This is a genomic window from Alcanivorax sp., from assembly GCF_019431375.1.
Taxonomy (GTDB): Bacteria; Pseudomonadota; Gammaproteobacteria; order Pseudomonadales; family Alcanivoracaceae; genus Alcanivorax; species Alcanivorax jadensis_A.
On sequence record NZ_CP080267.1, the window covers coordinates 547076 to 568919 of the forward strand.

Sequence of the window (21844 nt, forward strand, 5' to 3'; positions counted from 1 at the left end):
AATCAGGAATAATTGTTGTCAGTCCATTCAGGAGCACCGGGTTCGGCGCTCCTGATATTCTCCTGTTGCATGCGTCTCTGACCGCGTGCTGTGTAAAGCGGTTTCCCCATGTCACAACCGACAATCAGTTTTCTCGGCATCGGCTTGATGGGCGCGCCCATGGTGGCACGTCTGTTGGATGCTGGCTTTTCTCTGACCCTCTGGAACCGGACCCCGGAAAAGGCGCATGTCTTTGCCGACCGTGCGCGCCTGGCCGCCAGCCCGGCGGATGCGGTGGCCGAGGCGGATGTGGTGATCACCATGCTGGAAAACGGCACAGTGGTGGACCAGGTGCTTTATCAGAGCGGTGCCATCAGCCAGCTTCGCCAGGGCGCGCTGGTGATCGATATGAGTTCCATCGAGCCGGCCACGGCCCGCCGTCATGGGGCGCTGGTGGAGGAGCAGGGCGGGGCGTATCTGGATGCGCCGGTATCCGGTGGCACCCGGGGGGCAGAAGCCGGCACCCTGTCGATCATGGCCGGCGGTGGCGACGAGAGTTTCGTGCGCGCCGCAGAGGTGCTCCAGCCCATGGGCACGGTCACCCACATCGGTCCGGTGGGCAGTGGTCAGTTGGCCAAGCTCGCCAACCAGGCCATTGTCGGTATTACCATTGGCGCCGTTTCTGAAGCGTTGCTGCTGGCCGCCAAGGGTGGCGCACGGCCGGAAAAGGTCCGTGAGGCGCTGTTGGGTGGTTTTGCCGGCAGCAAGATTCTCGAACAGCATGGCGAGCGCATGCTGCAGCGTAATTTCGAACCGGGCGCGCCGGCGCGGATTCAACTCAAGGATCTGCGCATGATCCTTGATGAGGCTCGCAGTGAGGGGCTCACCTTGCCGCTCAGTCAGCGGGTGTTCGAGCAATACCGGGCCCTGCTGGCCAGCGGCAACGGTGAGGTGGACCACAGCGGCCTGTTGCTGGAACTGGAGCGGCTCAATGGCGTCCGACTTGGCAGCGCTGACGAGGAACACTGATGCCAAGATTTGCCGCCAACCTGTCCATGCTGTTCACCGAGTTGCCGTTTCTGGATCGCTTTGCTGCCGCCGCTGAAGCGTGTTTTCAGGGCGTGGAGTTCCTGTTTCCGTATGACTGGCCGGCTACCACACTGGCGGAAAAGCTGAAGCAACATGATCTGACCCAGGTGTTGTTCAATTTGCCGCCCGGTGACTGGCAGGCTGGTGAGCGGGGCATTGCCTGCCTGCCGGACCGGGTGGAAGAATTTCGCGAGGGCGTGTTTCAGGCTCTGGAGTATGCGCAAGCGCTGGACTGCCAACGGATCAATTGCCTGGCGGGGATTCGTCCCGCCTCACTGCCTTTTGATGTGGCGTTCCAGACCCTGGTGGAAAACCTGCGCTTTGCCGCCGATCTGCTGGCAGCGCAGGGAATCACTCTGACGGTGGAAGCGATCAACTCGAAAGTGGATATGCCGGGGTTCTTTCTTGATACCTCTGCGATGGCCATGGCTGCCATTGAGGCGGCGGGGCGGGATAATCTCCGTCTGCAGTTTGATCTGTACCATATGCAAATCATGGAGGGGGATCTGTGCCGTTCCCTTTCGCGACTTTGCCCCCATATAGGACACATTCAGTTTGCCGATAACCCGGGGCGCCATGAACCGGGTAGCGGTGAAATTCATTTTGATACGGTGTTTGCCCACATTGATGCTCTTGATTATCAGGGCTGGGTCAGTGCGGAATATCGTCCGCAACAGGACACCGAGACCAGTCTTGACTGGTTCAGACCACGGATTAGCTGATTAATGATGCAACTTAACTGGGGCGGCAAGATTATTCTCGGCCTGCTCGGGATGCTGGTGGGCGGGCCTGTTGGCCTGGGTATCGGGGTGTTGATCGGACACATGCTCGACAAGGGCGCGGCCCAGGTGCAGAACGTCCGTCCGCAACAGGCGCAAGTGCAGAAGGCCCTGTTCGATACGGTCTTTTCCATCATGGGCCACTTGGCCAAGGCCGACGGCCGGGTCAGCGAGGATGAAATTGCCCAAGCCCGGGCTGTAATGGACCGCATGCAGCTCAACGAGGAACAGCGCCGCGAAGCCATTGCCCTGTTCAACCGTGGCAAGGAAGCGGACTTTCCACTGGATGCCACCGTGGCGGATTTCGCCAATACCGTAAAACATCGCAAGCAGCTGATTCTCGTGCTACTGGAAATTCTGTTGCAGGTGGCCCTGGCGGATGGCCAGATTCACCAGGCGGAAGAAGAGGTGCTGGTGCGGGTTGCGGAAGGGCTGGGGGTGCCGCGGGCCCAGTTTCAACAGATCCTCAATATGCTGCTGGCCCAGGCCCAGTTCTCCGGTGCAGGCGGTTCCTACCGGGGCGGGCAGGGGGCTGCAGGGCCGTCGCGGCCTTCACTGGGGCAGGCCTACCAGGTGCTGGGGGTCAGTGAGTCGGCCTCCAATCAGGAGATCAAGAAGGCTTACCGCAAGCTGATGAGTGAACATCACCCGGACAAGCTGGCGGCGAAAGGGGTGCCGGAGGAGATGATCCGTATGGCTACCGAGAAGACTGCGGAAATCAGTAAGGCCTATGAAATGGTCAAAGACAACCGCGGTTTTAAATAGGTTCTGCAAAACCGAAAAGCCGCTCCAGTGGATGCGGCTTTTGGCTTCTGGCGTACTGCGTCCAGTCTGTTGCCTAGTTATCAATCCTCAATAGCTCACGCTGGGCAACCGATCCACTTTCGGGATTGACCAGCCGCTGTTCACCAGATCACTTTCCCCCGTCCACCATCGATTCAGCAATCGGGTAGCCAGGTCTGCGCGCGCTCGGCCATTCAGTCGCTGACTTGCTTCATGGTATGCGGGTTGATAGCGCAATCGTGGTGGTAGTCGTCGGGTTAGCTCCATCAGTCTGCTAAGATGTTTCTGGTAGGCCCGATGGCTGTCCAGCCCGGTTGGCGGCAAGCGGAATGTCTGTCTCAGGTGCTCGGGAACCTGGAAGGAGGCCAAGGGCAGATACTGGCCGTAGGGCATTCTTCCCGGGTAACCCTGTTCGCGGATCAGCTCGTGGCCAAGTCGGCGGCGCCGATCGCTTACTGGCCCGGAGTGATTAAGGCGACGCTGCCACCAGCGGCGATGTGCGTGCCAGTCTGCAGGCCGTCGGTCATCAGGAATACCCATGACCTGCGCCAGCAGCATGGTTTCTTCGAACAACCGCTCCTGATGGGCCGTGTTCAGCGGTTCTATCACCTCTTGATAGACCGTCAGACAGGAATCCATCCATGCCGTCAGCGCGTACAACAGGGTTTCACTGTCATCCACATCAAACAGGGTCTTGCGACGCATGCGTGGGCTGTCCAGCGTCAGCAAGGCCTGGTCCAGGTTGCCGAAGACCAGCTTCAGCATGAACACCTGGGTGTGCTGTAATCGCTGCACCAGATCATGGGAATCCACCAGTAGCTGGGACAGACGGCTATCTGCCAGTGCCAGCAATATCACTCGACCGTGTGCCAGAGAGGTAAGGTTTTCGCGCATCAACTGCCAGCAGATGGAGCCGGGGCCGAACAGCCCTGCGTCAGGTTGATGGCATTGCTCACTGGCCTGAACCAGGCCGGTCTGGATATGGTCGCGGGTCAGTAATTGCGGTAACGCCATGTGCACGCCTCCTTTTGTGCAGTGAGGGTTCCGACTACCACCGAGCTGCCCGGTGACAACGTAGCGCTTACTTTTCATCTTACGGGCCTTCCTGATTGAATCTAATCAGGAAATGTGGTGATTTAATGATGTATGGGAACAGTGGCGCAGCTTTTTGTGTCGGAGAGTTAGACGTGGCCCTTACCGGGTTACGCAACGTTACCGCAAAGGAGAAATGTCCATGTTGGGAGAGAACCACAGCATCCACCATGAATTTCCGGATCAGCGCCAGAAGATTGACGAGTTGGTGAATAATGATCCTGGTTTCAAGGCTCTAGTGGTGGATCACGACAAACTGGACAAACAGATACGGGGTCTGGAAATGCGCGAGAGTCCGATTGCCGACTTGGATATGGAGCGTTTAAAGCGGGAAAGAATTCGATTGAAGGACGAGGTGTACCATCGCCTCAATAATGGGGCAGGCTGACCTGAGTATTTTACAGATTTGATAAAGCTATTAGTGACGAAAAGCGAGCTACGAGTTGCGAAATCCGGGTTTTCCCGAAACTCGTACCTCGTGACTCGCGGCCAGCCAGACGTTAGAAATCCACCCTTCCTGTCACGATGAACTGAACATCGTCCACTTGATCCTGGTCCACCAGAGGGGCTGCCACATCCAGGTGCAGCACCCGATCTACGCGAAACTTGCTGGGGCTGAGGCGCAGGCCCAGCCCGGCATTGGCCAGGGTGCTACCGCGGGGTTGCCCTTGCTCCCAGGCTTGCCCGGCATCTACATAGACGGCTCCCCCGACATAGGCAAGGTTGAAGATCTGCCAGTTAGTGAAGCGGCGTCGTTCCACGGAAAACACCCAGCGGCGGTCGCCACGCTGGTAGTTGGTGGGGTAGCCGCGCAGGTTGTCATTGCCACCAATGGTTAACTGCTCGTCCTGGCGCAGATTGCTGCCGGCATTCAGGTTGAGGCGGGCGAACCAGCGGTTATTCTGGTTGAGAAAATAGTAATAACTGAGGCCAGCACCGTAGATAGTGCTGATAAAATCGTCATCCTGATAGCGCCCGCTGGCAGAAAGGCCACTACGGAAGAGATGGTGCTGGCGGACAAAACGGGTGTCGCTGGTGCTCAGGTTGAAAATGACTGACTCCGCATCACTGCCCAGGGATTCGCTGGCATGGCCGATGCGCACAAAGTGGTACCAGCCCAGACGAATATCCTCCTGGCGTTGGGCACGATTCAGGTTAGAGGCCACCAGATGCTCGTTTTCCTGGTATTCCCAGGATAACCAGGGGTAAACGCGGCGCTCGTCGTCGGGCAGGGTGGTAGTTTCTCCCGGCACATCGCTGAAGCGCTCTTCCTCGTCGGTGATGCCCAGTCGCCAGCGGGTAACGCTATTGCCACTGACCCCTGGTGACCAGCCGACAAAGGCCTGGTAGCGGTTGTCTTCAAGGCGATAGCGATTCACCGTCTGATCGTTCACCTCAATGCGCTCAAGAAGGCTCTCACGCTGTACATCGATACCTGCGGACCAGCGGCTGTCCAGCTGATAGAAAGGACGAAGCAGGCCGCCGGAAAGGGATTCTCCGTCGCTGGCATTGGTGTAGCTGAGATTCAGCTGCATCCGTGAGGGAAGAAGCGGGTTCCGGTAGCTGAAGAAGTGGCCGCTGCGATCTGCATCATCAAAGTAACCGGTGGAAACCCGCTGGCCCGTGCCGAGCAAGTTGCTTTCCGTAAAGCCGGCACTGGTGCTGTCATCACCTCCAGAGCGAGATGCGGAAGCAGAAGGTGAGAAAGTCCACACATCTCTCACCACTACCAGCAGGTCAATGCGCTCTGCACAAACCCGGTGTGGCACGATCATGGCGTCAACCAGGTAGTCATTAGCACGTAGCAAACGTTCATTTTCCCTGAGGTGATCCCGGTCCAGCGGTTCGCCACGGGTCAGGATCATCTGTTTTTTCAGGGTGGTCTCTCGGGTTTCGATATGCAGAAAGTTGGCAGTACGGTACAGCCAGTTATCCTCTGCCGGATCGTCCTCATTGAAAATGGGCAGCACCGTGTAGTGAATTTCGCCGATGGGGCGACCCTGATAAAGACTGAAATCGACTTTCTGGCGGGTCTCGACAAACTCAAACAGGGCAGGGTCGCCATAGTCATAGACCAGCTCGCAGCTTTCGCCAGGTAGGGAGGAGGCCCAGCCCGGTAAGGAGACAAGCAACAGGGCTACTGCCAGCCAGGAAGTATCAAACCCGGCCCGGGAGAGTTGTTGCCGCTGCGTATCGGAACACAGTGCCTGCATGAACGAACGCCTGACCGGGGAAACTTTCACTGTACAAACCACGCGGCGGTCATGACAAGTATTCTGCCGTATCTGGCTTCTCTCATGCTATTGCAACGTCAGCCTGGTACGTGCTGTATCCAGTTGCTGGTTGGCATAGTCGCCGGGCACAAGCCCCTGACTGTCCTTGCTGTAGAACAACCGGGTGACAAAATAAAATTCCTGGCCGAAAGGAATATCGGTTAAAGAAAAGCCCACATTGGGCAGTTGACCAGGAAAACGCTCAGGCTCGTTGGCCAGTGTCGCATCATCTTGGTAAAGGAGGCGGGCAGGAGTATCAAACCCTTTCAGGAAAGCCAGCTGGGCGAGTAAATCAAATCCGCGACCAGTACTGAACCAAATCCAGTTGTCGCCTCTCAGTGGTTGATTGAGCATGGCTTTTTCCGCATCCGAGAGCCGGCCATCTGTGATAGCCATATGATTGCCTGTCCAGCTGGTCATCAGTTGGCTGTCATAGAGCCCGTTTCCATCCAGAGAGATATCCAGCGCCGGGCGCTTCACTACGGTTTCGGCGATACCGGGTAGGGTAAAACGACTGTGTATCTCCATCTGCCTGGGCATTACCAGGAAATAATTATTGATTCGCAGCACCGGCACTTTGGCCACAGTCACAGACGTTGAGGCGTAAACCAAGGCCGCGAGGGGACCATTGATTACCTGTTTGACCTTGGGGTCCAGGTTATTGTTGTTCAATGTGATTCGATTGTTTTCGCCGAACAGGCCGGCACTGAGTCGTAATTTCAAGGTGTCGAGGATGCTCTGGCGCTCAGCGTTTTCGCCTTCAAAGCCGCGAAAATAAAAGTCGCTCCAATTGAACAAATTGCCGTCCGCCATGCTCAGGGCATAGTCGGTACTTTTGATGGTCATGGACTGTGGGTCGAACTGCACATAGCGGTCGGTATTCTGCAGGTAGGCGTTCTTCACCAAGTAAAAGTAGCGGGTTTCACCGGCCTGCTCCACGGCCAGTTCGGCGGCCACCTGTTCAGTTGCCGGGCCATCCAGCGGCTGACCGCCATCTTCAAAGCGCAGCAGCAGACGGTCCTCGGCGTCGATACGGGCCGGGTCTCCCATCAGGTCGGTGCTGTCGTCCTGTTCAAAATAGGGGTAACCCTGTTCAGACCATTGCACCCACTGATGGGGCACTGGCGCCAGGCGGCCATCCTGCACGGTGAAGAACGAATAGAGTCCAGCTTGTTTGCCATGCAGAGCTTTGAAGCTTTCGCCGGTAAGGGTAATGATCTGCGCGTGCAGGGTGCCGGACAGGGCCGGCAGAAGGAACAGCAGGGCAGCCGTTAACGTCGGCAAGCATTTATTATTCTTCATCTTTTACATCACTGAGCCGGTACAGCCCTACATGATGCGCCTTTAAACCGGGCCGTCAATGGCCCGGTAAGCGGACGGTCATTTTGCTAACTCAGGGCGGTCAGCAAAATGCTCCAGCGCCTGCGGATTGGCCAGGGCATTGCGGTTACTGACCGGGCGACCGTGGATCACTTCGCGAACCGCCAGCTCGACAATCTTGCCGCTGACAGTGCGCGGAATTTCCGGCACCTCGGCAATCACTGCCGGCACATGGCGGGGCGTGGCACCTTCGCGGATAGCTTTGCGGATATGAGTCTGCAGATCGTCATTGAGGCTGACACCATCAGCCAGCACCACAAACAGCACCACGCGCACATCCCCTTGCCACTCCTGGCCTACCACGATGGCTTCGCGAATCTCGTCCAGGGTTTCCACCTGGCGGTAGATTTCTGCGGTGCCGATGCGCACGCCGCCGGGGTTGAGCACCGCATCGGAACGGCCGTGAATGATCAGCCCGCTGTGCTGTTCATGTGGCACCAGCTGGGCATAGTCGCCATGGGCCCAGACGCCTTCAAAACGGGCGAAGTAGGCCTTGTGGAAACGGCTGCCATCTGGATCGTTCCAGAACTGTATCGGGCAGGAAGGGAAGGGTTGCCGGCAGACCAGCTCGCCCTTGCTGTCGGCCAGCGGCTCACCGTTGTCATCAAACACGGCCACATCCATGCCCAGGCCCGCGCACTGCAATTCACCGCGATAGACCGGCAGCAGCGGGTTGCCGAGGGCAAAGCAGGAAATGATATCGGTGCCACCGGAAATGGAGCTGACCAGAAGATTCGGTTTCACCTGCTGATACAGGTAGTCGTAGCTCTCGTGGAGCAAGGGTGAGCCGGTGGAGAAGAGCGTTCGCAGGGTGGCCAGATCATGGCTTTCACGGGGCCTGAGGCCGGATTTCTCTACAGCCTGGATGAACTTGGCACTGGTCCCGAAATGGGTGATGCCCTCGTCATCCACCAGATCGAAAAGCCGGGCGGTGCTCGGGTAGGCCGGGTTGCCGTCGTAAAGCACCAGGGTGGCCCCGGTGTGCAGGCCGCAGATCAGCCAGTTCCACATCATCCAGCCGCAGGTGGTGAAATAGAACAGGGTGTCCTCGGGCCCCACATCCCCGTGCAACTGCAGTTCCTTGGTCTGCTGCAGCAGGGTGCCGCCGGCGCCATGAACGATGCACTTGGGCTGCCCGGTGGTGCCGGAAGAATAGAGAATAAACAGTGGATGATTGAACGGCAGTGAGGCGAAGTCCGGTGCAGGCCCGGCGCTGTCCAGCCAGGTTTGCCAGATGAGTGCCCGTCGCACCGGCGTACTGTTGCCCTTGCCGGGTACCACCACCATCAACTCCGGTTTCAGGGCATCATGCAGGGCGTCGATACGCTCGCCCAAGTCGATCCACTTGCCGTTGTAGTGGTAGCCATCACAGGCGACCAACACGCTGGGTTCGATCTGGCCGAAGCGGTCCAGCACGCCGGATACGCCGAAGTCCGGCGAACAGGATGACCATACTGCGCCGATCCAGGCCGCGCCCAGGGCGGCGATCACCGTCTCAATACGATTGGGCATGTAGCCGGCAACCCTGTCTCCGGGTTTCACGCCGGCGGCTTGCAGCTGGGCGGCCACCTTGCCGGCGGCCACCCGCAGGTCGGCGTAACTGACCTGGGTGCGGGTGCCGTCTTCCAGCACGCTGATCAGGGCCGGGTGGGTATCGTTGCGGTGTAACAGGTTTTCCGAGTAGTTCAGGCGAGCCTGGGGAAACCAGCGGGTGTCCTGGAAACGGTCACGGCGGGAGAGAACGGTGTCGCCGGGCTCGCCCACCAGGCCACAAAAGTCCCACACCTGTTGCCAGAATGCCTCCGGCTGCTCCACTGACCAGGCATGCAGAGCATTATAATCGGCCAGTGGCTGGTCGCTGTGTTGGCGGGCCTGCTCCCAGAATCTGGCCAGTCGGCTGTTCTGTTGTGCTTCACCCGGTTGCCAAAGCGGTGCGGACATTGTGTTCTCCCCAGTGTCTGGTGTCCGGCAGCATGTGTCCGGCGGTATTAATGAGGTCGGCAATGCGGCCGGACGGCCGCGACTGTCTCAAACCTCAGCGGTCTCTTCAAATTCCACCAGCAAGGTGCCTTCGCTGACGCTGTCTCCGGCTGCCACATGAAAATCATGCACAATCCCGGGCACCGTAGCGCGCAGGGTATGCTCCATCTTCATGGCTTCCAGTGTAATCACCGCATCGCCAGCAGCAACGGTATCGCCAGCTGACACATGCAGGGCCACGATAGTGCCGCTCATGGGCGCGATGAAGCCGGCTTCGTCGTCGTGTCGGGCACTCTCGCGGCTGGGGTTGAGGCTGATGCGATGGGCCTGGCCGGCCACGAACAACAGCAGGGTATTGTCATCCTGGTGGGCATGGCGTGCGCGCAGGCCGTTGTTGCCCCAGTGCAGGTTGATGGTCTGCGCATCAATCGTCGCAACCAGGGAGGCCTGCTTGTCGCCCACAGACGCAGAGCCATCCTGTTCGCGGACCGTGACCAGCTCGCCATCCACTTGAAGCAGGGTCTGCCGGAAACGTCGGCCCAGCGGGCGCCAGCCCTGCAGGCTTTGCCAGGGTGAGTTGCTGGTGTTGTCGATGGCGAATACCTGGCTGGCGGCAAGGGCCAGAAGCTCGGGGTCCGTCCCGGTGGCCTCCAGCAGTTGTGGGCGGTGTTCCAGAAGGCGGGTATCCAGGTTGCCACCGGCGAAGGCATCGTCGTTGAGCACCCGGTGCAGGAAGGGCGCATTGTGATGGATGCCGCTCAGTTCCAGGGCTTCCAGAGCCGTGATCAGTTTCTGGCGGGCTTCATTGCGTGATGTGCCATGGCAGATCAATTTGGCGATCATGGGATCGTAATGGTCGTCCACCCGATCGCCATTCTCGTAACCGGCGTCCACCCGGGCCACCTCATGGGGCCAGCGCAGATGGCTGAGTAAGCCGGAGGAGGGCAGGAATCCCTGCTCAGGATTTTCCGCGTACAGGCGCACTTCCATGGCGTGGCCATGACGCTCGATCTGATCCTGCGCTTTGGGAAGCGGTTCGCCGGCGGCGACGGCTAGCTGCCAGGCAACCAGGTCTTCGCCAGTAATCATTTCCGTCACCGGATGTTCTACCTGCAGGCGAGTGTTCATTTCCATGAAGTAGAACTGGCCATCGGGACCGTAGAGGAACTCGACGGTGCCGGCACCGCGATAATCAATGGCCTTGGCGGCCTGAACAGCGGCGTTGCCAAAAGCGTTCCGGGTGGCCTCGTCCAGGCCTGGTGCTGGCGCTTCCTCAATGATTTTCTGATGGCGGCGCTGTACCGAACAGTCGCGCTCGAAAAGGTGTACGGCGTTGCCGTGATTGTCGGCGAATACCTGCACTTCCACATGGCGGGCCGTGGGCAGATACCGCTCCAGCAGCACCCGATCATCGCCGAAGGCACTACGGGCTTCGCGGCGTGCGGCCGCCAGCGCTTCGGAAAACTCGCTGGCGTGATTGACCACACGCATGCCCTTGCCGCCACCGCCGGCGACTGCCTTGATCAGAAGCGGAAAACCCACCTGCTCGCTGGCACGAACCAGGTCGTCATCACTGGCGCCTTCTTCATCGAAACCGGGCAATACCGGCACGCCGCTGGTTGCCATCAATTGCCGGGCGGCGGCCTTGTCGCCCATGACGTCGATGGCACGGGCATTCGGGCCGACAAAGATGATGCCGGCGTTTTCGCAGGCGGCGGCAAAGGCGGTGTTCTCTGAAAGGAATCCGTAACCCGGGTGGATGGCATCGGCGCCGGAGTCTCTGGCTGCAGCGATCACCTTGTCGATCACAAGATAGCTCTCCCGAGCCGGTGCCGGACCCAGGCATACCGCCTGATCCGCTTCACGCACATGGGGCAGTGTGGCATCGGCCTCGGAGTAGACCGCCACGGTGGCGATACCTTGCTGGCGACAGGTACGAATAATGCGCCGGGCAATTTCGCCACGGTTGGCGATCAGGAGTTTTTTTATCTTTGCCATGGTGTTGCCTTTGTCCTGCCGTAGGAGCGTCGCTGGCGGCGCGATTCCGTCGTGGCTTATCGCGCCGCCAGCGACGCTCCTACGGGTAGTGGATCAGATCCAGTTGGGTGTTCGTTTTTCCAGAAAGGCACTCAGCCCTTCCTGGCCTTCTTCGCCGGTTCGCAGCCGGGCGATCAGGTCGGCGGTGTCGTCGAGCATGGCCTGATCAATGGGGCCGTGGCTGACGCGGGCGATCAGGTTGCGGGCTTCGATCTGTGCTTGGGGGGCGGCGGCGAGCAGGGCGTTGATCAGGGAATCCACGCTGTCGTCCAGCTCGCTTTCCGGAACGACCTCATGGGCAATGCCCAGCGCTACGGCCCGCTCGGCGGGGATCACTTCCGCCGTCATGAAATAACGATTGGCCTGCCGGGCGCCCATAGCCCGCACCACATAGGGGCTGATCACCGCTGGCACGATGCCCAGCTTCACTTCGCTGAGGCAGAAGCGGGCATTGTCGGCGGCCACCGCCATGTCGGCGGCGCAGATCAGCCCCAGAGCACCGCCAAAGGCTGCGCCCTGAACCCGGGCGATAACAGGCTTGGGGCACTGGTCGATAGACTGCATCAGCCGCGCCAGCTTCAATGCATCGTCGCGGTTCTGTTGCGCATCCAGCTTGCCCATGGCGCGCATCCAGTTCAGGTCTGCTCCTGCGGAGAAATGCTTGCCGGCGGCCTGCAACACCACCACGCGCACAGCGTCATCGTTGCCGGCTTGTGCAAAGGCCTCTGTCAGCGAGGCAATAATGCTGTCTTCGAACGCATTTCGCTTGTCCGGGTTATTCAGGGTAATCCGGGCAACCGGGCCCTCGATCAAGGTGTTAACGCTCATAGCTCGCTTCCTGTTTTGTGTCGGGCGTCATGCTCACATCCGGAACACGCCGTAGCGTGTCTCTTCAATGGGAGCATTGAGGCTGGCGGAGATGGCCAGACCCAACACATCACGGGTGTCAGTGGGGTCGATCACACCGTCGTCCCACAATCGCGCGCTGGCATACCAGGGCTGGGACATTTGTTCGTAGCGATCGGTCATATCCGCCTGGAAGGCGGCGGCTTCCTCATCGTTCCATTGCTGACCTTTCTTCTCCAGCGAGGCCTGCTTTACCTGGGTAAGCACGCTGGCGGCCTGTTCACCGCCCATCACGCAAATACGGGCATTGGGCCACATGAACATGAAGCGTGGATCGTAGGCGCGCCCGCACATGCCGTAATTGCCGGCACCGAAGCTGCCACCGGTAATCACGGTAAACTTGGGAACGCTGGCACAGGCCACGGCATTGACCATCTTGGCGCCGTGTTTGGCGATGCCTTCGGATTCGTATTTCTTGCCCACCATGAAACCGGTGATGTTCTGCAGGAACAGCAATGGAATCTTTCGCTGGTTGCACAGCTCGATAAAGTGCGCGCCTTTCTGGGCGGATTCGGAGTAGAGCACACCATCGTTGGCGAGAATGCCCACCGGGTAGCCGTGGATGTGGGCAAAGCCGCACACCAGGGTGGTGCCGTAACGGGCCTTGAATTCATCCAGTTCCGAGCCGTCCACGATACGGGCAATCAGCTCCCGGGCCGGCATGGGTTGGCGAGTCGTCGTGGGGATCACGCCGTAGAGTTCCTGCGGATCATAAGCCGGCGGGCGCACCGGCTGACGTTTTACCTGATCCGGTTTGTGCCAGTTCAGGTGCGCGATGGAGCGACGGGCCAGCTCCAGGGCATGGGGTTCGTCGTCGGCCAGATGGTCGGCCACGCCGGACTGTTCGCAGTGCAGGTTGGCGCCCCCCAGCTCCTCGGCGGTGACTACCTCGCCGGTGGCGGCCTTCACCAGCGGCGGCCCGGCCAGGAAAATGGTGGCCTGTTCCTTCACCATGATCACTTCGTCGGCCATGGCCGGCACATAGGCGCCGCCGGCGGTACAGGAGCCCAGCACCACACTGATCTGGGGGATGCCACGGGCAGACATGTTGGCCATGTTGAAGAAGATGCGGCCGAAGTGATCCCGGTCCGGGAACACCTCATCCTGGCGGGGCAGGTTGGCGCCGCCGGAGTCCACCAGGTACACGCAGGGCAGCCGGTTTTCGGCGGCGATGGCCTGGGCGCGCAGGTGTTTTTTCACGGTGAGGGGGTAGTAGCTGCCGCCTTTTACCGAGGGATCGTTGGCCACGATCATGCATTCCACACCGTGGATTTGGCCGATACCGCCGACACAGCCTGCGGCAGGAACGTCTTCGCCATAGACGCCCTCGGCGGCCAGGGCAGAAATCTCCAGAAACGGGGAGCCCGGATCCAGCAGAAGATTAATGCGTTCGCGCACCGGCAGCTTGCCGCGCTCGCGCAGGCGCTGCTCGGCGGCCTCGCCGCCACCGTGGGCAATGTGGTCCAGTTTTTCCTGAAGCTGCTGGCGCAGTGTCAGGTTATGTTCCCGGTTGGCCTGGAACTCCGGGCTGGCGGGATTGATCTGGCTATTGATCTTGGGCATAGGAGTCTCGCAAAAACCGTTTCTTACCACAGAGTTCACAGAGCACACAGAGACAAGGTTTTCCTCAGTGAACTCTGTGCCCTCTGTGGTGAAAATTTCTTTTGCTGGCCAGGTCAGGCGGTCTCGTTAAACAGCTCGCGACCGATCAACATGCGGCGGATTTCACTGGTGCCGGCACCGATTTCATAGAGCTTGGCGTCGCGCAGCAGGCGGCCGGTGTTGTAGTCGTTGATGTAACCGTTGCCGCCCAGGGTCTGGATCGCTTCCAGAGCCATTTTGGTGGCGTTCTCGGCACAGTAGAGGATTACGCCGGCGGCATCCTTGCGGTTAGTCTCGCCCCGGTCACAGGCCTGGGCCACGTGATAGAGGTAGCTGCGGCTGGTATTGAGCATCACGTACATGTCGGCGACCTTGCCCTGCATCAGCTGGAATTCGCCAATGGCCTGGCCGAACTGTTTACGTTCGTGGATGTAGGGCACCACTTCGTCCATGCAGGCCTGCATCACGCCCACCGGGCCACCGGACAGAATGGTGCGCTCGTAATCCAGGCCGCTCATCAACACCTTCACGCCTTCGTTCTCCTTGCCGAGGATATTTTCGGCGGGGACTTCGCAATCTTCGAACACCAGCTCACAGGTGTTGGAACCACGCATGCCCAGCTTGTCCAGCTTCTGGGCCCGGGAAAAACCGGGGAAATCACGCTCGACGATAAAGGCGGTGATGCCACGGGGGCCGGCGCTGGTATCGGTCTTGGCGTAAATCACATAGGTGTGGGCGTCGGGACCGTTGGTGATCCACATCTTGTTGCCATTGAGGATGTAGCGGTCGCCTTTCTTGTCGGCGCGCAGCTTCATGCTGACTACATCGGACCCGGCACCGGGCTCGCTCATGGCCAGGGCACCGATATGCTCGCCGCTGATCAGCTTGGGCAGGTATTTCTCCTTCTGCTCGGCGCTGCCGTTGATGGCAATCTGGTTGACGCACAGGTTGGAGTGGGCGCCGTAGGACAGGCCGATGGAGGCGGAGGCGCGGGAAATTTCTTCCACCACGATGGTGTGAGCCAGATAACCCATGTTGGCGCCGCCGTATTCTTCGCCGGCAGTAATGCCCAGCAGACCGAGATCACCCATTTTCTTCCACATCTCCAGGGGAAACTCATTGCTGCGGTCGATTTCGGCGGCGATGGGTGCGATTTCCTTCTGGGCGAAGGCGCGAGCAGTATCACGCAGGGCGTCAATGGTCTCGCCCAAGTGGAAGTTGAAGGTGCTGTTAAACATGGGTCTTGGACTCCAGTTGATTAAGACTTTCCAGGCAGCGCTGTTCTGCGTCATCCAGTTCCTGTTGAAGTAGCTGAATATCACGCAGCTGCTGATCAAGCTGTTCGCGGCGCTGGTGAATTTTTTCCTGCAGGGCGAGCAACTGGCTGCGATTGTCGCTCTGCGGCTGGTACATGCCGATCAGTTCCCGGGATTCGGCCAGGGAGAACCCTAGCCGTTTGCCGCGTAGGATCAGTTTCAGGGTGACCCGGTCAGCGGGGGTGTAAACCCGTGTCTGGCCGCGACGCTCCGGGGCTACCAGGCCCTGGTCTTCGTAAAAGCGGATGGTGCGGGTGGTAACGTCAAATTCCCGGGCCAGCTCGCCGATGCTGTAGGTCTGTTTTTTACTCATGGAAAAAGAGTAGGGGAAGTTTACGTTAACGTAAAGTATTTGGTGTAGCCTTTTGATCCGTGAAAGGGAGTGTGACGTTGAGTCGGTGATGGCACAGCTACCATTGGTTCTGGCCATTACATCCCTCTGGGCATGTCATTGTTGTTGGTAGGGGCGGCATTACCATGTCGCCGGTGGTGGGCTTTTTCTTCTTTTGCTGCTGTTGATTGCGCGGGATCGTGCGCGGCGGAGTAGCCAGCCCGGAAAAGCAGTGCTAACGTAGCGCCACATTGTCCGGAAACGTTCCACGGAACACGACACGGTGACATACAAGAAAGATCGCAAGGTTCTCAAGCGCGTCGATTATGGGGCCGCCAAGAATTCCCTGATGGGTGTTTTGGCGGCCCTTCTGATTTATGCCCTGGTTTTCGCCTGGGGGCAGGTCTATCAGAGTTTCGAACTGGAAGCGCTCATTGGAGGCGGGGCCGTTTTGGCTGTCACCGCCTATCGATTATGGCTGGTTGCCCGTTTCGATGCCCTCTATGGCTCGGGGCCGGCACGCTGGCGCAAGTTGTTTGGTGTCGGCTTGGCCATGCATGCCCTGCTGTGGGGGATACTCCCGGCCTGGCTGGCCTGGCGACTGGGCTCCGGCTTCAACTTCTTCGCGGTACTGCTTTATAACGTTGGTGTCACCACGGCCCTGGGTAGCTCCTGGATGGCCGGTCTGCGGGTGCGTCAGGCGTATATCGTGCTGATGTTTCTGCCCACAGTGCTGGTACTGCTGATCACCGGGTCACTGCACGACTGGGTGATCGCGATCATGATCAGCATTTATGCGTTCTATCTGTTCCGGCTCTACCGCGGCCAGTATGAAACCTTCTGGCATGCCATGACCCGTGAGCGTCGCGGACGGGGCGAAAGTAGCAATCAGCAGCCGGTTCGCAGCAGTACGGAGGTGCAGCTCAGTCTGGTCTACCGGCTGGCCCATGAGTTGCGCACGCCGATGAATTCGCTGATGGGGATGATGTCGCTGCTGGAAGATACCCGCCTGGACGATGAACAGAAGGATTACCTGCAGGTGGCGGGGCGCAGCGGCAAGTTGTTGCTGTCACTGATTGACGACGTGCTCGATTATTCCCGTATCCTGTCCCGCCGGATCACCCTCAATTCCGAATTCTTCGATTTCCGCACCGCCATTGAGCAGGCTCTGGAAGCGTTCGGCCCCATGGCCCAGAACACGGGGCTAGAGCTTACCTGCGTGATCGACCGGTTGTTGCCCAAGCGCATTCGCGGGGATCGCGAGCGCCTGATGCAGGTGCTCAACAACCTGTTCAGCAACGCCATCAAGTTCAGTGATAACGGTGAGATCCGCCTGGATGTGGACTTCACCGTGGAAAGTGAAAGCAATGGCGTACTGCGGGTACGACTCAGCGACCAGGGCGTGGGCATGGACCCGGAAACCCTGCGCCATCTGTTCCAGGATCGCTTTATTGATGAAGGGCAGGATGTTTACAGCAGCCGCCATACCGGTTTCGGCTTGCTGGTCTGCAAGGGGCTGATCGACGCCATGGGCGGCACCCTGGGCGCAGAGAGCGTGCCGGGCGAGGGCTCCACCTTCTGGTTTACGGTGCCGGTGCAGATGCAACCGGACATGCGTGAAGCCCAGGATCTGGTGCGGGCCTTGGACGGCGCCGAGGCTGTGGTAGTCGGTGCGGCCTCAGGGACCGTGGCCTGCCTGCAGGAAGAACTGGAAACCCTGGATTGTCAGTGCTCCTCCGCCCAGGGGTACGACCATGCCCTGCAGGCGCTGCGAGCCGGACACCGGGAACACAGCGATTTCGACCTGCTGCTGGTGGATACCTGGACGCGGCCGGAACTGGCCCTGAACCTGTGCCGCAACGTGTTGGAAGATCCGTCCCTACGGCCGGTACGCCTGATCCTGCTGGCTACCATTGAAGAGCGCGGCACCCCGGCGGTACAGAAGTTAATCGATAAACATGATCTGGTGGTGCTGGTGCGTCCGGCCCATCGTCGCAGTCTGCGTAGCGCCCTGGCTCGCCTGGTGGGGCTGCAGCGTCAGCAGCCGGTGGGCGATGCGCCCATGCAAACCCGCGAGGAACGCCAGCGGCGCAAGCAATTCCGGCTGATGCTGGTGGAAGATAACGAGGTCAACCAGCTGGTTACCCGAGGCATGCTCAGCAAGCTGGGCTATCAGGTGAAAACTGTCAGTAATGGAGAAACTGCCCTGGCCCTGGTGGACCAGGAGGGCTTCGATCTGATTCTGATGGATTGCATGATGCCGGAAATGGACGGCTTTGAGGTGACCCGTCAGCTCCGTGAGCGAGAGAAACAGAACGATGGGCTGCGCACCCCGGTGGTGGCAATCACCGCCAACACAGCGGAAGGGGTACAGGCGCGTTGCCTGGCGGCGGGAATGGATGATTTTCTGGCGAAACCAGTGCACCTGGACGCACTGGAGACGGTTTTGCGGCGCTGGTTGCCAGCGGAGCCGGACCAAGATGAGGATGAAGAATGACAAGAAAAGCCTTGCTGCTGGGGGCAACAGGACTGGTGGGCAACGATTGCCTCACCAATCTGCTGGAAAGCGACGAATATGAACAGGTACGGGTACTGTGTCGGCGGCCCCTCTCCGTGGAGCATCCCAAGCTGGATGTGCAAGTGATTGACCTGGATGACATGGAAGCCTATCAGTCACATTTTCAGGTGGATGATGTGTTCTGTTGCCTGGGTACCACCATGAAGAAGGCCGGGTCCCGGCAGGCTTTCCGCCATGTGGATCATGATCTGGTGGTGCTGGCTGGGCAAATGGCTCTGCGTGCCGGTGTGCAGCGCTTTTTGGTGGTGTCAGCGATCAATGCCAACGCCCGCTCTCCGTTTTTCTATTCCCGGGTAAAAGGGCAGGCGGAAAGAGCTCTGATCAAGCTGGAGTTGCCGCTACTGGCCATCCTGCAGCCGTCCCTGTTGCGTGGGCAGCGTGAAGACCGGCGCCCGGCGGAAGATTGGGGCAATATCTTCAATCGGGTCATCGAGCCGCTGACCCGCTGGACCGATGCCCACTGGTTGCCAGTGGACAGCCACAAAGTGGCGGATGCCATGGTGGGCATGGCGCTGGAAGGGCCGCAGACCGGTCTTTATAAATTACGCTATCGGGATTTTCTGGTTTTTGCCGGCAAGTTCCGTAATCAACGAGAAGTGAAAGGCGAGTAGTGAAAACGGATGGAGTAGGGCCGCCTTCCCGTCCGCAACAACGTAATCGCCACTGTGTTAAGGAGTCAGTATGACCTTTGTGACCTGTGATCTGTGTGACGACAACGCAGACAGTGTTTCTGTCGTAACCGGCCATAACTGGTTCAGCTACGGGGGGCGCAGTGCCTTCGGCGGTGAAATCGTCACGGTAAAATGTTTCGAGGACAACAGCCGAGTCAAGGAACACCTGGGCACCGACGGTAAGGGTAAAGTGCTGGTAGTTGACGGTGGCGGGAGTCTCCGCAATGCCCTGATCGGCGACATGATCGCTGAAAACGCGGTCAAGAATGGCTGGGAAGGGGTGATCATCTACGGTGCCTGCCGGGATGTGGACGAACTGGCCAAGCTGGATCTTGGCGTTGTCACGCTGGGCTGTGTACCGATCAAATCTGTGCGCCGCGGAGAAGGCCAGGTTGATATTGATGTGACCTTCGGTGGTGTTACCTTTAAATCTGGCGAGTATATCTACGCAGATAACAACGGCATCATTACTGCACCGAAGGCATTACTGTAATTTACTGCCTGATACCCGGGTTTCCGGGTACCCGGGCCGGCTTCAGGCCGAAGCTCTCTTTGGCCTGAATGTCTCTCAGGTAAAGCATCAGGCCATTTTCTGCTTCTTCGCGGCTGCTAAAGGGGCCTTCGATAGTATTTTCCCTTGTAGCGAAGTACCACTGGCTGCCCTCGGTGAAAAATCGGTCACTACGAAACCTGGTGCAGGTCGTTACATCCTCTTTTCTGCGGTTCATTGTGTACCCCTTTCCATAGGTTTTTATTTTTTCTGCAAAAATACTCCTATAGTGGCTGCTTTGCCACAGCCGTTCGTCTTATGCTGATATGCGGTGGAATGCGGTGGTCTTATAGCTGTTTTCTGCTATAAAGGAGGCTGGTTGCGCCGCCCTATGACGGGAGCGTCAGGCAGACGAACCCGGCCCATTGGTCGCCAATAACAGGGAAGCCATTATGCTCAAGTCCATTAAAGTGGCGGACTATATGACCCGCCGCCTGGTTACCATCACACCGGAAATGTCGGTTAACGAAGCCATTCGTGTGTTTCTGGAACACAAGATTTCCGGTGCGCCTGTGGTTGATGAAAACGGCCGTCTGGTGGGTGTCTTCTCTGAATCCGACTGCCTGAAAGGCGCTCTGGAAGCCAGCTACCACGGCACGGAAATCGGACCGGTGAAGGAATACATGAGTGTGGATCTGCAGACGGTGACCGGGGAAACCTCCATTCTGGATGTGGCGGAAGTGTTTCTGGCCGACCACCGCCGCCGCTTGCCTGTGCTGGAAGGTGGTCGCCTGGTGGGCCAGATCAGCCGTCGTGACCTGTTGCGTGCAATGGATGATTTCAGCCGCCGGCACACTCTTTAATTCTATTGGTAATAATCCCTGGGGGGGAATCATGAACCAGCCTTATCAGGCGCCATCTGCGGATGTCTCCGTCAATGTTGATGAAGACTACCAACCGAAGTTGCTCGCGGCGTCAGGTCGTATCGGACGCATGCGTTATGTGGTCTATGCCTTTGGCCTGACCATGTTGTCCTACCTGGCGATTGCGGTTGTGGGTGGCATTCTTGCAGGGTTCATGGGCGGCTTTGACAGCGCTTCTGCCAATTCCGGCGCCACCATGTTGCTGGGTTTGCTGGCTATGGTGGTGATGCTGTTTATTCTGGTGATGACGGTGATCTATGCGATTCGCCGGTTGAATGACATCAATGCCAGCGGCTGGTTTGTACTGTTGTTCCTGGTCCCCATCGTGAATCTGATCATGGGGTTGCTGTTGATCTTCATGCCGGGCACCAAGGGTCCGAACAAATTCGGCCCCAAGCCGGTGGCCAACAGCGGCGGTGTGATAGCGGCGTTTGTGGTGGTGGCAGTGTTGTTCGTGGGTTATATCGGGCTACTGATGGCAGTGGCATTGCCAGCCTACAATCAATACGTGGAGCGTGCCCAGGCCGCCTCCGAAATGCAGTACGACTACGACTACTGAGTAATCTTGCTAGATCGACCATAAAAAAAGGGGCTCCGAAGAGCCCCTTTTTTATACCTGCAAAACCTTACGGCAGCAGGTGGGAAACGGCGTCACGTTCTTCCGCCAGTTCCTTCTCGGTGGCTTCCATCTTGCCACGGGAGAAATCGTTCACTTCCAGACCCTGAACGATGCTCCAGTCGCCATCCTTGCAGGTGCAGGGGAAGGAGTAGATCAGGCCTTCCTGGATGCCGTAGGAACCGTCGCTGTAGATGCCCATGGAAACCCAGTCACCATCGGCAGTACCGAGGGCCCAGGAACGCATGTGGTCAACAGCCGCAGAGGCTGCGGAAGCGGCAGAGGACGCACCGCGGGCCTTGATGATGGCGGCGCCACGCTGTTGCACTTCCGGAATGTAAGTGCCTTCGTACCAGTCCTGCTCAACCTGGTCGATGGCCACTTTGCCGTCCACTTCGCAGTGGTGCAGATCAGGGTACTGGGTAGAGGAGTGGTTGCCCCAGATGGTCATCTTGGTGATGTCGTTGACCGTCTTGCCCAGTTTATTGGCCAGTTGCGCCATGCCACGGTTGTGGTCCAGACGGGTCATGGCAGTAAACTGACGGGGGTTGATGTCCGGCGCATTGCGCTGGGCGATCAGGGCATTGGTGTTGGCCGGGTTGCCGACAACCAGCACCTTGATGTCCTTGCTGGCGTTGTCGTTGATGGCTTTACCCTGGGCGGAGAAGATTGCTGCGTTGGCTTCCAGCAGATCTTTACGCTCCATGCCCGGACCACGCGGACGAGCACCAACCAGCAACGCGTAGTTGGCGTCCTTGAAGGCCACGTTGGCATCGTCGGTGCCAACAATGCCGGCGACCAGCGGGAAAGCACCATCTTCCAGTTCCATGATAACGCCCTTCAGGGCTTCCATGGCGGGGGTGATTTCCAGCAGTTGCAGGATAACGGGCTGGTCTTTGCCGAGCATGTCGCCGGAGGCGATACGGAACAGCAGGGAATAGCTGATTTGGCCAGCGGCGCCGGTAACGGCTACGCGTACGGGTGCTTTCATTAACAATCTCCTAGCTTGAATTCGGGAG

Annotated in this window: 20 protein-coding genes; 9 read left to right on the forward strand and 11 right to left on the reverse strand. The window is 58.9% G+C overall.

The genetic code is table 11. The features are described from left to right. Positions 1 to 108 precede the first annotated feature (108 nt). The 3 genes from KZ772_RS02425 to djlA are packed head-to-tail and all read left to right on the forward strand — an operon-like array spanning position 109 to position 2612. Positions 109 to 1008, forward strand: coding sequence for an NAD(P)-dependent oxidoreductase (locus KZ772_RS02425; RefSeq protein ID WP_290538299.1), 900 nt, complete (start codon positions 109 to 111; stop codon positions 1006 to 1008). Then, a complete protein-coding gene (hyi, locus tag KZ772_RS02430) occupies positions 1008 to 1790 on the forward strand; it encodes a hydroxypyruvate isomerase (RefSeq protein ID WP_290538300.1) in 783 nt (260 codons plus the stop codon). The genes KZ772_RS02425 and hyi overlap by 1 nt, the downstream gene beginning before the upstream one ends. 3 nt (positions 1791 to 1793) lie before the next feature. Then, positions 1794 to 2612, forward strand: a complete 819-nt coding sequence (djlA, locus tag KZ772_RS02435; RefSeq protein WP_290538301.1) for a co-chaperone DjlA — start codon at positions 1794 to 1796, stop codon at positions 2610 to 2612. An 87-nt stretch (positions 2613 to 2699) separates the two neighbouring features. Here the strand turns inward: djlA and KZ772_RS02440 are convergent, their stop codons facing one another. After that, positions 2700 to 3644 (reverse strand): oxygenase MpaB family protein, encoded by a 945-nt coding sequence (locus KZ772_RS02440; protein ID WP_290538302.1) that lies wholly within the window; start codon positions 3642 to 3644, stop codon positions 2700 to 2702. A 220-nt stretch (positions 3645 to 3864) separates the two neighbouring features. On the opposite strand from KZ772_RS02440, the gene KZ772_RS02445 reads away from it, so the two are divergent. Further along, positions 3865 to 4110: a YdcH family protein gene (locus KZ772_RS02445; RefSeq protein WP_290538303.1), complete on the forward strand. Its 246-nt coding sequence runs from the start codon at positions 3865 to 3867 to the stop codon at positions 4108 to 4110. 112 nt (positions 4111 to 4222) lie between these two features. Here the strand turns inward: KZ772_RS02445 and KZ772_RS02450 are convergent, their stop codons facing one another. The 8 genes from KZ772_RS02450 to KZ772_RS02485 all read right to left on the reverse strand — a co-directional run bounded on the left by KZ772_RS02450 (position 4223) and on the right by KZ772_RS02485 (position 15529). Then, a complete protein-coding gene (locus KZ772_RS02450) occupies positions 4223 to 5935 on the reverse strand; it encodes a ShlB/FhaC/HecB family hemolysin secretion/activation protein (RefSeq protein ID WP_290538304.1) in 1713 nt (570 codons plus the stop codon). Positions 5936 to 6022: 87 nt separating this feature from the next. Further along, positions 6023 to 7297, reverse strand: a complete 1275-nt coding sequence (locus tag KZ772_RS02455) for a hypothetical protein (RefSeq protein ID WP_290538305.1) — start codon at positions 7295 to 7297, stop codon at positions 6023 to 6025. 78 nt (positions 7298 to 7375) lie between these two features. Next, positions 7376 to 9316, reverse strand: coding sequence for an acetoacetate--CoA ligase (locus KZ772_RS02460; protein WP_290538306.1), 1941 nt, complete (start codon positions 9314 to 9316; stop codon positions 7376 to 7378). Positions 9317 to 9403: 87 nt separating this feature from the next. After that, the gene (locus KZ772_RS02465) at positions 9404 to 11353 is read right to left on the reverse strand and encodes a biotin carboxylase N-terminal domain-containing protein (RefSeq protein WP_290538307.1); all 1950 of its coding nucleotides are present in this window, start codon (positions 11351 to 11353) and stop codon (positions 9404 to 9406) included. Positions 11354 to 11446: 93 nt separating this feature from the next. Then, complete coding sequence (locus KZ772_RS02470) at positions 11447 to 12220, reverse strand: enoyl-CoA hydratase/isomerase family protein (protein WP_290538308.1); 774 nt, start codon at positions 12218 to 12220, stop codon at positions 11447 to 11449. Between the two features lie 33 nt (positions 12221 to 12253). Continuing rightward, on the reverse strand, positions 12254 to 13861 hold the full coding sequence (locus KZ772_RS02475) for a carboxyl transferase domain-containing protein (protein ID WP_290538309.1): 1608 nt from the start codon (positions 13859 to 13861) through the stop codon (positions 12254 to 12256). 113 nt (positions 13862 to 13974) lie between these two features. Next, complete coding sequence (locus tag KZ772_RS02480) at positions 13975 to 15138, reverse strand: isovaleryl-CoA dehydrogenase (protein WP_290538310.1); 1164 nt, start codon at positions 15136 to 15138, stop codon at positions 13975 to 13977. Continuing rightward, entirely contained in the window at positions 15131 to 15529 is a 399-nt protein-coding gene (locus tag KZ772_RS02485) for a MerR family DNA-binding transcriptional regulator (RefSeq protein WP_290538311.1), read from the reverse strand. The genes KZ772_RS02480 and KZ772_RS02485 overlap by 8 nt, the downstream gene beginning before the upstream one ends. A 301-nt stretch (positions 15530 to 15830) precedes the next feature. Between KZ772_RS02485 and KZ772_RS02490 the strand changes: the two genes are divergently transcribed. From KZ772_RS02490 to rraA, 3 genes are all read left to right on the forward strand, one after another. Then, on the forward strand, positions 15831 to 18044 hold the full coding sequence (locus tag KZ772_RS02490) for a response regulator (RefSeq protein WP_290538312.1): 2214 nt from the start codon (positions 15831 to 15833) through the stop codon (positions 18042 to 18044). Continuing rightward, the gene (locus tag KZ772_RS02495; RefSeq protein WP_290538313.1) at positions 18041 to 18736 is read left to right on the forward strand and encodes an NAD(P)H-binding protein; all 696 of its coding nucleotides are present in this window, start codon (positions 18041 to 18043) and stop codon (positions 18734 to 18736) included. Before KZ772_RS02490 ends, KZ772_RS02495 begins: the two co-directional genes overlap by 4 nt. Before the next feature lie 70 nt (positions 18737 to 18806). Next, positions 18807 to 19289: a ribonuclease E activity regulator RraA gene (gene rraA, locus KZ772_RS02500; protein ID WP_290538314.1), complete on the forward strand. Its 483-nt coding sequence runs from the start codon at positions 18807 to 18809 to the stop codon at positions 19287 to 19289. A gap of 1 nt (position 19290) precedes the next feature. On the opposite strand, the gene KZ772_RS02505 is transcribed toward rraA, so the two are convergent. Further along, a complete protein-coding gene (locus tag KZ772_RS02505; RefSeq protein ID WP_290538315.1) occupies positions 19291 to 19524 on the reverse strand; it encodes a DUF6316 family protein in 234 nt (77 codons plus the stop codon). Positions 19525 to 19738: 214 nt separating this feature from the next. On the opposite strand from KZ772_RS02505, the gene KZ772_RS02510 reads away from it, so the two are divergent. After that, a complete protein-coding gene (locus tag KZ772_RS02510; protein ID WP_290538316.1) occupies positions 19739 to 20149 on the forward strand; it encodes a CBS domain-containing protein in 411 nt (136 codons plus the stop codon). 31 nt (positions 20150 to 20180) lie between these two features. Then, the gene (locus tag KZ772_RS02515; protein ID WP_290538317.1) at positions 20181 to 20768 is read left to right on the forward strand and encodes a DUF805 domain-containing protein; all 588 of its coding nucleotides are present in this window, start codon (positions 20181 to 20183) and stop codon (positions 20766 to 20768) included. A gap of 67 nt (positions 20769 to 20835) precedes the next feature. Here the strand turns inward: KZ772_RS02515 and KZ772_RS02520 are convergent, their stop codons facing one another. Continuing rightward, the gene (locus tag KZ772_RS02520; protein WP_063508027.1) at positions 20836 to 21816 is read right to left on the reverse strand and encodes a malate dehydrogenase; all 981 of its coding nucleotides are present in this window, start codon (positions 21814 to 21816) and stop codon (positions 20836 to 20838) included. Between the last annotated feature and the right edge of the window lie 28 nt (positions 21817 to 21844).